Genomic DNA, 16,589 nt, shown 5'->3' on the forward strand with positions numbered 1-16,589 from the left:
GCTTGGCGCGGCTGGCGCGACAGGGCCAGTGCTGTCCACATAGGCGGTGATCGCAGACGGACTGTCATTGCCGGCCACATCGGTGGCCAGCACGCTGACATCACCACTGGTTTGCGGCGCGGTGCTGCTGATCGGACCATAGCTGCCATCGGCGGCCACGGTGGCGCTGCCGGTGCTGCCATCCGGGAAGGTGACAGTGACGGTGCTGAGCGGCTCGGCAGTACCGGAGACACTCAGCGTGCCGTCTGGGTTAGCCACCACACTTGGCGCGGCTGGCGCCACAGGGGCAGTGCTGTCCACATACGCGGTGACGGCGGACGGACTGTCATTGCCGGCCACATCGGTGGCCAGCACGCTGACATCACCGGACGTTTGCGGCGCGGTGCTGCTGATAGGACCGTAGCTGCCATCGGCAGCCACCGGTCCGGTGGCGGTGCTGCCGTCCGGGAAGGTGACGGTGATGGTGCTGTTAGGCTCGGCAGTACCGGAGACCGTCAGGGTGCCATCTGGGTTAGCGACCACGCTTGGCGCGGCTGGCGCCACTGGGCCAGTGCTGTCCACATACGCGGTGACCGCGGACGGACTGTCATTGCCCGCCACATCGGTGGCCAGCACGCTGACATCACCACTGGTCTGAGGCGCGGTGCTGCTGATCGGACCGTAGCTGCCATCGGCGGCCACCGGCCCGGTGGCGGTGCTGCCATCCGGGAAGGTGACCGTGATGGTGCTGTTAGGCTCGGCGGTACCGGAGACCGTCAAGGTGCCATCTGGGTTAGCGACCACGCTTGGCGCGGCTGGCGCCACTGGGCCAGTGCTGTCCACATAGGCGGTGATCGCGGACGGACTGTCATTGCCCGCCACATCGGTGGCCAGCACGCTGACATCACCACTGGTCTGAGGAGCGGTGCTGCTGATAGGACCATAGCTGCCATCGGCAGCCACCGGTCCGGTGGCGGTGCTGCCATCCGGGAAGGTGACCGTGATGGTGCTGCCCGGCTCGGCGGTACCGGAAACAGTCAGGGTACCGTCTGGGTTAGCGACCACGCTTGGCGCGACTGGCGCGACAGGGCCAGTGCTGTCCACATACGCGGTGACGGCAGACGGACTGTCATTGCCGGCCACATCGGTGGCCAGCACGCTGACATCACCACTGGTTTGTGGTGCGGTGCTGCTGATAGGACCATAGCTGCCATCGGCGGCCACCGGTCCGGTGGCGGTGCTGCCATCCGGGAAGGTCACAGTGATGGTGCTGCCCGGCTCGGCGGTACCGGACACAGTCAGGGTACCGTCTGGGTTAGCGACCACGCTTGGCGCGGCTGGCGCGACAGGGCCAGTGCTGTCCACATACGCGGTGATCGCGGACGGACTGTCATTGCCCGCCACATCGGTGGCCAGCACGCTGACATCACCACTGGTTTGTGGTGCGGTGCTGCTGATAGGACCATAGCTGCCATCGGCGGCCACCGGTCCGGTGGCGGTGCTGCCGTCCGGGAAGGTGACCGTGATGGTGCTGTTAGGCTCCGCGGTACCGGAGACCGTCAGGGTGCCGTCTGGGTTAGCCACCACACTTGGCGCGGCTGGCGCGACCGGCGCGGTGCTGTCCACATACGCCGTAATGGCGGACGGACTGTCATTGCCCGCCACATCGGTGGCCAGCACGCTGACATCACCACTGGTCTGAGGCGCGGTGCTGCTGATCGGCCCATAGCTGCCGTCGGCAGCCACCGGTCCGGTGGCGGTGCTGCCATCCGGGAAGGTGACGGTGACGGTGCTGTTAGGCTCGGCAGTACCGGAGACGCTCAAGGTGCCATCGGGGTTAGCGACCACGCTTGGCGCGGCTGGCACCACTGGCGCGGTGCTGTCCACATACGCGGTGACCGCGGACGGGCTGTCATTGCCGGCCACATCGGTGGCCAGCACGCTGACATCACCACTGGTTTGTGGCGCGGTGCTGCTGATCGGACCATAGCTGCCGTCGGCAGCCACCGGCCCGGTGGCGGTGCTGCCATCCGGGAAGGTGACCGTGATGGTGCTGTTAGGCTCGGCGGTACCGGAGACCGTCAGGGTGCCGTCTGGGTTAGCCACCACACTTGGCGCGGCTGGCGCGACCGGCGCGGTGCTGTCGACATACGCCGTAATGGCGGACGGACTGTCATTGCCCGCCACATCGGTGGCCAGCACGCTGACATCACCACTGGTCTGAGGCGCGGTGCTGCTGATCGGCCCATAGCTGCCGTCGGCAGCCACCGGTCCGGTGGCGGTGCTGCCATCCGGGAAGGTGACGGTGACGGTGCTGTTAGGCTCGGCGGTACCGGACACCGTCAGGGTGCCATCGGGGTTAGCGACCACGCTTGGCGCGGCTGGCGCGACAGGGGCGGTGCTGTCCACATACGCGGTGACGGCAGACGGACTGTCATTGCCCGCCACATCGGTGGCCAGCACGCTGACATCACCGGAAGTTTGTGGCGCGGTGCTGCTGATAGGTCCATAGCTGCCATCGGCGGCCACCGGCCCGGTGGCGGTGCTGCCGTCCGGGAAGGTGACCGTGACGGTGCTGCCCGGCTCGGCGGTACCGGACACCGTCAGGGTGCCATCGGGGTTAGCGACCACGCTTGGCGCAGCCGGCGCCACGGGGCCAGTGCTGTCCACATACGCCGTAATGGCAGACGGACTGTCATTGCCCGCCACATCGGTGGCCAGCACGCTGACATCACCGGACGTTTGTGGCGCGGTGCTGCTGATCGGACCATAGCTGCCATCGGCGGCCACCGGCCCGGTGGCGGTGCTGCCATCCGGGAAGGTGACCGTGATGGTGCTGCCCGGCTCGGCGGTACCGGAGACAGTCAGGGTACCGTCTGGGTTAGCGACCACGCTTGGCGCAGCTGGCGCCACTGGGCCAGTGCTGTCCACATACGCCGTAATGGCAGACGGACTGTCATTGCCGGCCACATCGGTGGCCAGCACGCTGACATCACCACTGGTTTGTGGCGCGGTGCTGCTGATAGGACCATAGCTGCCATCGGCGGCTACCGGCCCGGTGGCGGTGCTGCCGTCCGGGAAGGTGACGGTGATGGTGCTGTTAGGCTCGGCGGTACCGGAGACGCTCAAGGTGCCATCGGGGTTAGCGACCACGCTTGGCGCGGCTGGCGCCACGGGGCCAGTGCTGTCCACATACGCGGTGATCGCAGACGGACTGTCATTGCCCGCCACATCGGTAGCCAGCACGCTGACATCACCACTGGTTTGTGGCGCGGTGCTGCTGATAGGACCATAGCTGCCATCGGCGGCCACCGGCCCGGTGGCGGTGCTGCCATCCGGGAAGGTGACCGTGATGGTGCTGTTAGGCTCGGCGGTACCGGAGACACTCAAAGTGCCATCGGGGTTAGCGACCACGCTTGGCGCAGCTGGCGCCACGGGGCCAGTGCTGTCCACATACGCCGTAATGGCAGACGGGCTGTCATTGCCGGCCACATCGGTGGCCAGCACGCTGACATCACCACTGGTTTGTGGCGCGGTGCTGCTGATAGGACCATAGCTGCCATCGGCGGCCACCGCTCCGGTGGCGGTGCTGCCATCCGGGAAGGTGACCGTGACGGTGCTGTTAGGCTCGGCGGTACCGGAGACGCTCAAGGTGCCATCGGGGTTAGCGACCACGCTTGGCGCGGCTGGCGCCACGGGGCCAGTGCTGTCCACATACGCCGTAATGGCAGACGGACTGTCATTGCCGGCCACATCGGTGGCCAGCACGCTGACATCACCGGACGTTTGTGGCGCGGTGCTGCTGATAGGACCATAGCTGCCATCGGCGGCCACCGGCCCGGTGGCGGTGCTGCCATCCGGGAAGGTGACAGTGATGGTGCTGCCCGGCTCGGCGGTACCGGAGACACTCAAGGTGCCATCGGGGTTAGCGACCACACTTGGCGCAGCCGGCGCCACGGGGCCAGTGCTGTCCACATAGGCGGTAATGGCGGACGGACTGTCATTGCCGGCCACATCAGTGGCCAGCACGCTGACATCACCGGACGTTTGTGGCGCGGTGCTGCTGATCGGCCCATAGCTGCCATCGGCGGCCACCGGCCCGGTGGCGGTGCTGCCATCCGGGAAGGTGACGGTGACGGTGCTGTTAGGCTCGGCGGTACCGGAGACAGTCAGGGTACCGTCTGGGTTAGCGACCACGCTTGGCGCGGCTGGCGCCACGGGGCCAGTGCTGTCCACATAGGCGGTAATGGCGGACGGACTGTCATTGCCGGCCACATCGGTAGCCAGCACGCTGACATCACCACTGGTCTGAGGTGCGGTGCTGCTGATCGGCCCATAGCTGCCGTCGGCGGCCACCGGCCCGGTGGCGGTGCTGCCATCCGGGAAGGTGACAGTGATGGTGCTGCCCGGCTCGGCGGTACCGGAGACACTCAAGGTGCCATCGGGGTTAGCGACCACGCTTGGCGCAGCCGGGGCCACTGGGCCAGTGCTGTCCACATAGGCGGTGATCGCGGACGGACTGTCATTGCCCGCCACATCGGTGGCCAGCACGCTGACATCACCACTGGTTTGTGGCGCGGTGCTGCTGATAGGACCATAGCTGCCATCGGCGGCCACCGGTCCGGTGGCGGTGCTGCCATCCGGGAAGGTGACCGTGATGGTGCTGTTAGGCTCGGCGGTACCGGAGACACTCAAAGTGCCGTCTGGGTTAGCGACCACGCTTGGCGCGGCTGGCGCCACTGGGCCAGTGCTGTCCACATAGGCGGTGACCGCGGACGGGCTGTCATTGCCCGCCACATCGGTGGCCAGCACGCTGACATCACCACTGGTCTGAGGCGCGGTGCTGCTGATCGGCCCATAGCTGCCGTCGGCCGCCACCGGCCCGGTGGCGGTGCTGCCATCCGGGAAGGTGACAGTGACGGTGCTGCCCGGCTCGGCGGTACCGGACACCGTCAGGGTACCGTCTGAGTTAACCACCACACTTGGCGCGGCTGGCGCCACCGGCGCAGTGCTGTCGATGTAGGGGATGACCGCAGCCGGGCTGGTATTGCCCGCTGCATCGGTATCGGTCACCAAGATCGTGCCAGAAGTCTGTGGCTCGCTGCTGGTCACCGGGCCGTAGCTGCCATCAGCAGCCACCAGCGCGGTGCCCGTGCTGCCATCCGGGAAGGTGATGGTCACTGTCGTGCCGGGTTCAGCTCTACCAGACACACTCAGGGTGCCGTCTGAGTTAACCACCACGGTTGGCGTCGCTGGCGCGACTGGCGCGGTGCTATCGATGTAGGGTGTGACCGCAGCCGGGCTGCTATTACCCGCTGCATCGGTATCAGTCACCAAGATCGTGCCAGAAGTCTGTGGCTCGCTGCTGGTCACCGGGCCGTAGCTGCCATCAGCAGCCACCAGCGCGGTGCCCGTGCTGCCATCCGGGAAGGTGATGGTCACGGTCGTGCCGGGTTCCGCTCTACCGGATACATTCAGAGTGCCGTCAGCATTGACCACCACGTTCGGGATAGGGACCAGCGGCGCGGTGATGTCGATGTAACTGGTCGTCGTCGCCGGGCTTCTATTACCCACCACATCAGAATCGGTGACCAAAATCGTACCGGAGGTCTGTGGCACGATACAGGTCACCGGCCCATAGCGGCCATCGGCGGCCACCGGCGCGGTGGCGGTACTACCGTCCGGGAAGGTGATGGTCACGGTCGTGCCGGGTTCGGCTCTACCAGACACACTCAAGGTACCGTCGGCGTTGACCACCACGTTCGGGGTGGCCGGGGCCACTGGCGCGGTGCTGTCGATATAGCTGACTGCCGTCGCCGGGCTAGTATTACCCGCCACATCAGAATCGGTGACCAAGATCGTACCGGAAGTCTGTGGCACGCTACAGGTCACCGGCCCATAACTACCGTCAGAGGCCACCAACGCGGTGCCACTACTGCCATCCGGGAAAGTGATGGTCACGGTCGTGCCGGGCTCAGCTTTACCAGACACACTGAGGGTGCCGTCTGGGTTAACCACTACGCTTGGGGTGGCTGGGGCCACCGGCGCGGTGGTGTCGCTGTAGCTGGCCGTCGCCGCCGGGCTGCTATTACCCGCAGCATCGGTATCAATCACCGAGATCGTGCCGGAAGTCTGCGGTACGCTGCTGGTCACCGGCCCGTAGCTGCCGTCAGCGGCCACCAGGACGCTGGCTCTGCTACCATCCGGGAAAATAACAGTCACGGTCGAGCCAGGATCTGCCGCCCCCGCTACACCTGACACACTCAGGGTACCGTCAGCGTTGGCGATAATATTTGAAATAACAGGTGCAGCAGGGGGGACATCTTGTCTTTCATCATCATTGGAATCCGAACCACCATTGCTCGAAGCCAAGGCAATCCCCCCGCCAATCAGCAATGCACCAAGCCCAGCCCCCAATAAGGTTGTAGAACTAATACCTGATTCGATACCCAGTAACAATGGTTGAATTGATGAAATAGGAGAAAACCCAGTAATATCAAGAGTCGGTTGCCCCGCAGGATTAGCATCTAACACCCAAAGCTCATTATCATGTTGTAACACAAGCGAGTTTTTATGATTTTTATGTGGTACATAGAAGTCTTCTAAAAAAATAGACTCGCCAGATTTTAATTTAATAACTAATGAGTTACCTTGTTTTTCCATGGAGGCAATATCACTAGGCTTCACATTTATTTCGATAACAGAAGCTTCTTTAATAATAACGTGCTTATCCAAAGAAACAGTTCTTTGATGCGTTTCTTTGTTAACAATAGAGATATTTGCGCTCATGCTAATCACCTTAAGGTATCGAGTTTTTGTATGGGTGAAAAAAGACCTATATACGATTATAGAATCAGCTAAAACAGGCTGTGTACTTTTCACACTAAAAATATTCTTATGCAGAGCTAACTTTTTGATTGTGAATTTTTTATTTTTTGGGGCGGCATTTTGACAGCCCGAGACTGTACATACTTCAAGTTGCTCGAATGATAGCGATACAGAGATACTCGGCGCTTACCGAGCTCTATCCCCTGCATGAAACCCTAATAGTTTCAAATATATATTGAGTTACACTCACAATCGTGGAGGGATATTGTGGAAGAAAGTAGTCACCTGGGTGAATGATGAAACAATCTGCAGTTAGGACAACAAGTGATAGGGCATTCATGGTACTCAATGAGCATAAAAATCCGATTGGCTTGGTGAGAAAGTCTTTTACCAAAAACACCTAAGAGATTAGCGATATGATTATATCACTGCTAAGTAAATACAAATATACTAGCCCTACCATCATCTAGATGATAGGGCATTTAGTCAGCACAAGAGATAACAATGGATTAGGAAACTGAAACGCATTTTACACATCCCGTGGCATCGTATAAGTCAGCGCTAAATAATAACCCTACTAGCGTGCTACGGCAGTTAACCCTCTCCGTCAATTAGCGTTCACGCAAAGATTCCTTCACTTTATTCAATGGTTTTACCAGATAATCAAAGACACTTTTTTGCCCTGTTTTAATTTCTACACTAGCAATCATCCCAGGCATAATAGGGAACGATTTCCCCGCTTTATTTTTGATATCTATACTATTTGTCCTAACATAAATACGGTAATAAAATTGATCTGGTTTCACTTCATCTTGTAATGTATCCGGTGAGACAATGTCTACCTTCCCTTTGATATCACCATAAATAGATGAATCATAGGCAGTAATTTTTACATTCGCATCCAAGCCTGGTCGTATGTAAGCAATATCACGGGGGTTGATTCTTGTTTCAATCAATAACTGATCTTCTAATGGGATAATTTCAATCATTTTTTCACCAGGTTTTAATACCCCTCCTAAGGTAGAAACATGGATCTCCTTCACTATCCCATTGACTGGCGAGTTGAACACAGTATGTTTTAATTGCCCCATACGCCCTTTCATGATGGCTGACTGAGCCTCCATTTCGGCTTTGGCTTTCACCAAGTCTTGACGTGCATTAACAAAATAGGAGTTACGCGCCTCATCAATTTTTCCATCAAGATCACTTATCTGCCGCCGTAAGCGTATGACTTCCACAGGGCTCGCCGCCCCCCGACTGACTAAGGGTGCGGTCATGGAAAGCTCTTTTTCAATCAGTTGTTTAGACTGAGTGAGGTTATCAATGGTTTCATGGAGACTGAGCCTTCGTGAATTGTACAAGTGACTCTCTTGTGTCACTAAAATTTTATCCTGTTGTATATCTGAGCTAAATACCAATGGTGTATCATTTAATTCAGCATTCAGTCTTTCAATAGAAGCTCGTAGCGCAGATATCCTTGCCTGTGCTTCACCAACCGACGACTCGAAGTAGTTAGGATCAAGTTTGGCTAAAACCTGCCCTTTTTTTACAATATCCCCTTTTTTCACTAAAATTTCAGACAGAATCCCCCCATCTAGGCTCTCAATAATTTGCTCTTGAGAAGCTGGAGTTACCTTACCGGTCCCAACCGTGACCTCATCAAGAACGGCAAAGTAAGACCAAGCGCCAAATATCACGAGGGCGATCAAACTCAGCCAGATAATGGGAGAGGCATGAAAAGCTGGCTTTTTTACCAAAGTGTTATTCATTGTACACTCCCTCCAATAGGCTTGGCGTCATGGGAATTTACTGTATGTTTAACCGTCGCTGTATGATTACTGGGGGATTCAACTGCTGGGGAACCATAGTCTTTTAGGATCTGCTCTTTTGAACCGTCGGCCACGATCCTTCCGTTATCCATCACGATGATACGATTCACAATCTTGAGCAGTGCAGGACGATGGGTCACCACAACCATCGTTCGCCCTCCAACCCACTTGTCCAATTGTTGCAGCACGTGCTGTTCAAGATTTTCATCCATAAAGGTCGTCGGTTCATCCATCAACACTATTCTCGGATTACGTACCAACATGCGACTAAGGAGAACCATTTGCCGTTGACCACCGGACAATCCGCGCCCTCCCTCGTTAATAATATAATCCATCACTGCCGCATCCTTCTGTACCAAGCTGATCGCTCCACTCACAACAAGGGATTGCAATAATTCTTGCTCCGTCGCATGAGGATGACCCAACATTAGATTTTGTCGTAAGGTTCCAAAGAAAAGACGGCAATCCTGCGATGTGTAACCAACTTGACGGCGTAAATCAGAAGGATCAATGCGCGATATATCAACGCCATCCATGAGTACTTTACCTTGTGATGCCGTGCCCTGCCCCGCAAGCAACTTTAACAAGGTTGACTTCCCTGACCCTACTCGGCCAATGATAGCGATACGTTCCCCAGGGGTTATATGGAGATTGTTTATAAATAACACACTGTTTTTTCTTTCGGTATCATAAGCATACTCGGTACCTTGTAATACATAGTTACCCTGGAGCTCAGGGCAATGGGCGCGTTTCTCATCATCTGGCATATCAACGGGTTTTTTTAGCAGTTCATCCAACCCGCGTATGGCAGTTTTAGCATGTTGCCAACGGGAAAATACCATGGTGAGTTGCATGAGAGGCGCGATGGTTCTTGATGACAACATACTACAAGCCACTAAGGTACCGGTGGTAATCTCGCCTTTGAGTACCAGGTAAACCCCCATCACCAACATGGCTGAATAGGCGAGTTGCTGGATGGCACTCCCCCACCCTGTTAGTAACGAAGTCCATAGCCGACTTTTAATATTAATCTCAGCACTGACCTCATGGTTCTGTTCCCATTGACGTTGAAAGTACGGCTCTGCCTGTAGGGCCTTGATATCTTCTATACCCTCAATAGATTCCACCAATACGGCATTGCGTAGAGCACTTTCACGCATACCTTGCTGAGAAAGCTTGCTTAACGGCCACTGCACTATCAGGCCGGGAATAACCACCAGTGGAATCGCCAGCATTGGAATGATAACCAGTGGACCGCCAATGAACGCCATCAAGAAAAGAAATAAGATAACAAACGGAATATCGGCGACGGCGTTGACAGTTGTGGAAGTAATTAGCTCACGGACTTGCTCCAGCTCCCGTAACTGGGAAATAAAGGAACCCGTCGATTTCGGCCGAGCCTCATTGCGAATAGCCAGCGCGCGGGCAAATAGTAATGAAGATACTTTTAAATCAACATCTTTGCCCATCATATCTGAAACACTGGTTCGTGCTATTCGCACTAATGCTTCAAACAGTACTGCCGTCATGACACCAAAAAAGAGTACCCAAAGAGAATTATAGGATTCAGCCGGAATGATCCGGTCATAAACCTGCATAGAAAAAAGAATACCCGCCAGCGCTAGTGTATTACTGACGATAGATGCTAGTGATATTTCAAAAATATTGCGGCCAGTACCCTTAAACGCGTTTAAAAACCAGTGCTTTTTATAGGGTTTGACAAATTCATCGACTCTGGAATCGCGTCCCCGCGCTTTAGGACGGATAAGGACAATCAGCCCACTGTTTTGCTCCCAAAACTCTTCGGCAGGGAGTTCATAAGTCATGTCAGTACTATCCGTTAACCAAAAAGTAATACTACCATCCGTATTCACCGATTGGACAACAGCCAGCTCATTGTCTGTGCGAGCCACTATAAAAGGAGTAGGATAGGTGATTAACTGTTTGTTTTTATGTAAAACAGGTTTAATCTGCAGATTAATCAAAGCAGACAGGCGGATCAGTTTGTCTTCCAATGTACAACTTTCAAACCAGACCATCTGTTGGTTCAAATATGTCTCATCCAGCGGATGTCCATAAATCTCTGCGATGCGACAAACCGCAGATAGCCATTTTTTTGTGTCGGTTTGGGTCTCTACCACCTTCATGCCTGGCCCCCATTAATTTTCGACAAATCCAAAAAGGGAACGGATATATTCATCATGCTTCAAGTTGCTTGAGTGTTGGCTACGTATTACCCTCCAGTCACGCAGTAGGCTAGGCATCCGGTCATTCCCGTGCTAATTACCTACAAGCAACTCGAATCATTTTGAGTGTATACGCAATTGCATCCAAGCTGCGGGACAAAAACACGACACCACTATAATCGAATGAAAATGGCGACATGTCAGTCTCCCGCTGAAGTGATACCCATCATTGAATATTCGGCAGTTCCTTTTCCGCGGTTTTATCGACACCGAGCAACGGTAAAAGGTTGTCCAGTGCTAATGCATAATTTATTGCTGCATCCAAGGCATCAAAATGCGCATTCACATTACCACTGTTAGCTTGGTAAACATCCTGTTCAACACTCAAGAGGTCATTCAAGCTACGCTCACTCAGTTTGTATTCATCGCGATACAAGCTACGGGTGCGTTCCGCTATATCAATCTGGCTGACACTTAATTGTTCACGTGCACCTGCTCCCGACCAGTTGGCAAAGGCGGCAGATGCCTGTTGGTCAACAGTTAACTTGACTTGGTTAACATCGGAGCTGGCCGCCACGACATCTTGTTCAGCCTGACTAACTTGAGCTGACACCGCGCCACCTTGGTAGATAGACATATCGACAGACACGCCAATCTGATTATCCCAGTAGGTATCATCTCGGTAAAATTGCCGTATACGTCCCGCTTCTACTTTGATATCGGGTAAATACTGCGCCTTTCTGTGCGCGACAGTACTTTCTGCGGCTTTCTGTTTAGCGCGTGCAGATTGCATCGCAGAAATTTGATTATAGTTGATGGCATCAGGTTTGACCGTAATCTCTTTCAGGCTGTCAGGCAGCTCAGCCAAATTAGTTGCATTTCTCCCTGTCAGTGTTGCCAGATTGGCCTGAGCGGCATGCAACTGAGTACGATACTGTTCAAGAATGGTTTGCAACAGAGAGATACGTGTTTCTGCTTGCAGTATATCTGATTGCGGGTTAAGCCCGGCATCAACACGCAAGCGGGACATATCTCTCACTTGTTTTAGTGAATCAATAGAGTCTTGGGCGATGTTCATTAAGCCTTGGTAACGCTTAACGTTGGAATAAGATAACAGTGTTCTACCAGCAACCTCTGTCATGCTTTTTTTCAGATCCTGACGATAAGAGTCAGTTAAATTCCTTTGGTGATCAACAGAATTACTTGTTTTGCCAAAATCATACAATAACTGCGATAGCTTCGGCCCAAAAGAGGACTCCCCTGCTTTACCGTAATTCGCATTCATACCTATTTGCGGGTAGTAGGCGCTTTTAGCCTCATCGACCTGAGCTTTGCCTCTGTTGATTTGCGAAAGTGCTTTACTGATATCTGGGCTACGCTGGAAAGCCGAAATGATGGCCTCCTCTACAGTCATATTATCTTTGTTCTGCACTTCACGAAGAGTACCCCAATCAGGTGGGGCATCGGCATAAGTCGACATCGGCACCAAAGTCAGAAAAAGAGAGATTGCAACTACCCGTCGCCAACCCACGCAGTGAAGTGTCATAGAGTTTTTAAACGGACAGATGTCTGCGTTTTTTAACATAAGAAAACCCCATTTTAAAATAGCCCTTATGCCACGAGTATCGTGGGAAGGTAAATATACTCAAAACAATTAGAGTTGGTTGTAGCTGGCAAACGAGCGAGCCCCTAAATAACTTAATCAACACCGAACAAGGGTAGATCGCTAGCAAAATACCGACCATTTTTAAAACCTGTACAGCCCCGTTGCAATCGTCAGCACAGATACGGGGCAAATGCATGAATATTTCTTTGGTTATCGCCGTATTTTAAATATAACACATATCCCAAATTAACCTGAAGGCGCTTAATTAATTAAAAAGTTAAATAAAAAGTTAAATGAAATCATTAAGATAAAAAATAAATGCACCAGGTAGAGGCATAGTGAAAACGTTAAGTGATGAAATGAATGCTGATAAAAATGACTGACAAGTCGTTCGGTTTGTTCATCATGAATGTTCATCATAAAGCTCCCGTCTGAAAAGCGAGAAGCATGGGTGGCGTATACGGCATGGCCGTATACGTTGGTAACAACCACTTTCCGAGCACCATTCCAAACACTACAGCTCCCGTTATCGGATAAATACCTGACATGAATCATCGACATTACAGAGAAACTTTACTAAGTTGTTCATACTTGCTCCTTCTTATCTGCATCTCTTTTCATCACAACAGCAGAACTTGAGACGGGTGCTTAGTTCAATTCTCTATCCGACATTCCAGTTAATTAAGAAAATAGAATAGACCATATGGCGCAATATTTTTCTCTAGGTATCCGACGCATTTGGCAAGAGCTGTCGGAAATGCAAGGCCCGGGGTTCTATTGGGTGAATGTTGATCGCCAGCGCGATGCAGATTTGCTTTGCCAGCAAATCATCACCGCCCAGGAAGAAAGTCGCCGATTAGCCCTGATTTGTAGCGGTGACCAACCGAGTGAACAACTGGTGGAACACCTGTCTACCGCCAGGCTGAAAAAATGCCCTTGGTATACCTTACCGGAAAAAAAGGCCGCACTCTGGCACTTGACTGACGATTTGATGCGCGCGCTAAGGCCGAAAAACCGGCTGCTGATCCTGCTGGCTCATGCCAATTTATGGCAAACCTTCACCAGTCAAGAACTGCAATCCTGGGGTAAGAAACTCAATAGCTGGTTAGAACAGCAACAATGCACGTTGTTGGTGCTCAGTTACGGTAGCGGCGTCAACAAGCTTAAGGGCCAACTCGGCGGTGAGCATCACCTGCTACATGGATTAGCCAGCCTGCAGTGGCAACAGGACCACGCCCAATATCTGGTTAACTGGTGGAGTACAGAAAACAGCATCCAGGCCAACCAGTCATTCACTCTGCACAGCGATGAGCTGGGCTGGCAAGCAGAAGAGAATACTGATCAGCCCTCGCCGGCCCTCGAGCACAACGACAGTAGCCTCTACCTGGCAGAGAAACGAGTGTTGGAAGGGGCGCCTGCGCTGTCAAGCAATTGGCAGTTACTGGAAAATAATACCCAAGTGATGCAGCTCGGTATGGAGGCCACCGCCGCCACGCTGATTTTTGCCTTGTACAAAACTGATGAAATTGACCCGTTAGCGCAGCATATCCATAGTTTGCGCCGCAGCCGTGGGGATGGTTTGAAGATTGCGGTGCGCGAGATGAGTGCCAGCCTGCGCTACAGTGACGAACGGCTACTACTCGCCTGCGGCACTAATTTGATTGTGCCCCATGTCGCACCGCTTTCCACCTTTTTGACCATGCTGGAAGGTATTCAGGGCCAGAGATTATCGCGCCATATTCCGCAAGATATCAGCGCCCTGATTGCCGGGGTGCGTCCATTGCAATTAAAAGGTTATCTGCCACCAGAAGAGTTCAACAAAGCCGTGTTATCACTGATGGAAAATACGCTATTGCCGGAGGATGGCAAAGGTGTGATGGTCGCTTTACGCCCCGCCCCAGGGTTAACTGCTCGCCAGTCGATGACGCTGTGCCATCAGCGCCGCTATGGCGATATCATGACGGTGGCACAGAATCGGTTATTCCTGTTCCTGTCCACCTGCCGCATTAACGATTTGGATACCGCGTTGAAGTTTATTTTCCGTTTACCCGTAAACGAAGCATTCAGTAACCGGATAGTATGGTCACAGGATATCGATATTACCGCGCAAATCAGGCTACTGACTCAAGATATTGGGCTATCATTTGACGATAGTCAGCCGGAAGTCAAAGTTACCAAACCAGCGGTAACCGTAGCAGAGGCGGCGGCGGTTGAACGCCGTGACCCGGTGCCGATTACACTCTTGAGCCGTGAGCCGGAGGGGGGAGTATGAATGGCATAGACGATATCGTGCAATTAGTGCTGCTGTGCGCAATCATCTTTATTCCTGTGGGATACGTGCTACACCGTCGTCTCCCTAACTGGCTGCGAACCTGGCAGAATTTACTGTTATCTCCACGTTATTTGAAACCGGCAAAACGATCGGGAAACAAAAACGTGGCCTCTCAAGGCGAACATAAAAAATAACTATGACTGATAAAGAAATCACGCAACCTGATAATACGCTATGGCGCTATTGGCGTGGCCTTGGCGGCTGGAATTTTTATTTTTTGCTCAAGTTCGGTCTATTATGGTTTGGTTATCTGAACTTCCATCCACTGCCTAATTTGGTGTTTATGGCATTCTTGCTGATGCCCATCCCCTCACTAAGGTGGCACCGCTGGCGGCAGAGGATTGCCATTCCTATTGGTATCGGTTTGTTCTATCACGATACCTGGCTGCCCGGGGTGAGCAGTATTATCAGCCAAGGTTCACAACTGGCCGGTTTCAGTGCCCACTATATGCTCGAGCTGACCCTACGTTTTATCAATTGGCAAATGATCGGGGCAATTTTTGTCTTGCTGGTGGCTTATCTGTTTATCGCCCAATGGCTACGGATCTCGGTGTTTACCGTTGCTGCATTGGTTTGGTTGAATCTGGTCAATATCACCGGCCCGGCAGTATCGCTGTTACCCGCGACCAAGCAGGCGGCGATGGTCCCTGAGACACCTGCGACACCTGCGGCTCCTGCGAGTAACCAACCTGCCGCCAATGCGCCCCCCACTAATGAGAATCTCAACGCCTACCTGAACCAGTTCTATGGCGAGGAGCAAAGCCGAGCGACCACTTTCCCAGCCAGCTTGCCGACCGATGCTCAGCCTTTTGATGTATTAATCATCAATATTTGTTCACTTTCGTGGTCTGATCTGGATGCGGTCAACCTGCGCAACCATCCGTTATGGGCGAAGATGGATATTCTGTTCACCAACTTCAACTCGGCAACCGCCTATAGTGGCCCGGCCGCCATACGACTATTACGTGCCAGTTGCGGCCAACCCGCCCATAAGGATCTGTATCAACCGGCCAATCAGCAATGTTATCTATTTGATAATTTAGCTAAATTAGGCTTTAAGCAGCAACTGATGCTGGATCACTCAGGTGTCTTCGGTGATTACCTAAAAAATCTGCAGACCGATGGTGGTCTGCAAGCGCCACTTATGTCTCAAGCTAACATAAGTCACGAACTCACTTCATTTGATGGTGAACCGATATATAACGACCTGCAATTACTCAACCAGTGGCTTGAACAGCAGAAAAATGAGGGTAATGCCCGTACTGCGACTTTCTTTAATACCATCCCGTTACATGATGGCAACCGGTTTGTCGGTTCCAATAAAAGTGCCGACTACCGGCCTCGGGCACAGATGCTGTTAGACCAGTTAAACACCTTCCTGGATGAGCTGGAAAAGTCGGGGCGCAAAGTAATGGTAGTGTTTGTACCAGAGCACGGTGCGGCGCTGGCGGGTGATAAAATGCAGATGTCAGGTTTGCGTGATATCCCCAGCCCAAGCATTACGCATATCCCGGTGGGTATCAAACTGGTGGGCATGCAGGCTCCACATCAAGGCAGCCCGCTAGAGATTACAGCCCCCAGCAGCTATCTGGCACTGTCTGAGTTAGTCTCCCGCTTGGTGGATGGTAAAGCGTTCACTGCGGCCAGCGTTAACTGGCAAGCACTGACTGAAGGCCTACCTAAAACTGCCGCGATCTCTGAAAATGATAATGCCATCGTCATTCAGTACCAGGAGCAACCCTATATTCAACTGAATGGCGGTGATTGGGTACCTTATCCGCATTAAACCATCTTACTGGGTATACATGACAAAGGGCTCAAACGAGCCC

Annotated in this window: 7 protein-coding genes; 3 read left to right on the plus strand and 4 right to left on the minus strand. The window is 53.6% G+C overall.

Features of this window, described 5'->3' with window-relative positions; genetic code table 11:
• The 4 genes from AC2A06_RS15935 to AC2A06_RS15950 all read right to left on the minus strand — a co-directional run.
• The coding region (locus AC2A06_RS15935) for an Ig-like domain-containing protein (protein ID WP_484380913.1) at window positions 1-6,768 on the minus strand (6,768 nt) is incomplete at its 3' end.
• A 650-nt stretch (window positions 6,769-7,418) separates the two neighbouring features.
• The gene (locus AC2A06_RS15940) at window positions 7,419-8,576 is read right to left on the minus strand and encodes a beta-barrel domain-containing protein (protein ID WP_484380914.1); all 1,158 of its coding nucleotides are present in this window, start codon (window positions 8,574-8,576) and stop codon (window positions 7,419-7,421) included.
• Window positions 8,573-10,783 carry a type I secretion system permease/ATPase gene (locus AC2A06_RS15945; protein WP_484380915.1) on the minus strand — a complete coding sequence of 737 codons (2,211 nt, stop codon included), beginning with the start codon at window positions 10,781-10,783 and terminating at the stop codon, window positions 8,573-8,575. The genes AC2A06_RS15940 and AC2A06_RS15945 overlap by 4 nt, the downstream gene beginning before the upstream one ends.
• A 265-nt stretch (window positions 10,784-11,048) precedes the next feature.
• Entirely contained in the window at window positions 11,049-12,302 is a 1,254-nt protein-coding gene (locus AC2A06_RS15950) for a TolC family outer membrane protein (RefSeq protein ID WP_484380916.1), read from the minus strand.
• Window positions 12,303-13,131: 829 nt separating this feature from the next.
• Here AC2A06_RS15950 and bcsE point away from each other — a divergent pair.
• The 3 genes from bcsE to bcsG are packed head-to-tail and all read left to right on the plus strand — an operon-like array spanning window position 13,132 to window position 16,546.
• A complete protein-coding gene (bcsE, locus tag AC2A06_RS15955; RefSeq protein ID WP_484380917.1) occupies window positions 13,132-14,700 on the plus strand; it encodes a cellulose biosynthesis protein BcsE in 1,569 nt (522 codons plus the stop codon).
• The gene (gene bcsF / locus AC2A06_RS15960) at window positions 14,697-14,894 is read left to right on the plus strand and encodes a cellulose biosynthesis protein BcsF (protein ID WP_023489108.1); all 198 of its coding nucleotides are present in this window, start codon (window positions 14,697-14,699) and stop codon (window positions 14,892-14,894) included. The genes bcsE and bcsF overlap by 4 nt, the downstream gene beginning before the upstream one ends.
• A 2-nt stretch (window positions 14,895-14,896) precedes the next feature.
• Window positions 14,897-16,546: a cellulose biosynthesis protein BcsG gene (gene bcsG / locus AC2A06_RS15965; protein WP_484380918.1), complete on the plus strand. Its 1,650-nt coding sequence runs from the start codon at window positions 14,897-14,899 to the stop codon at window positions 16,544-16,546.
• Window positions 16,547-16,589 lie beyond the last annotated feature (43 nt).

The sequence above is a fragment of the Serratia sp. HNCC26DJ244 genome (assembly GCF_057180565.1).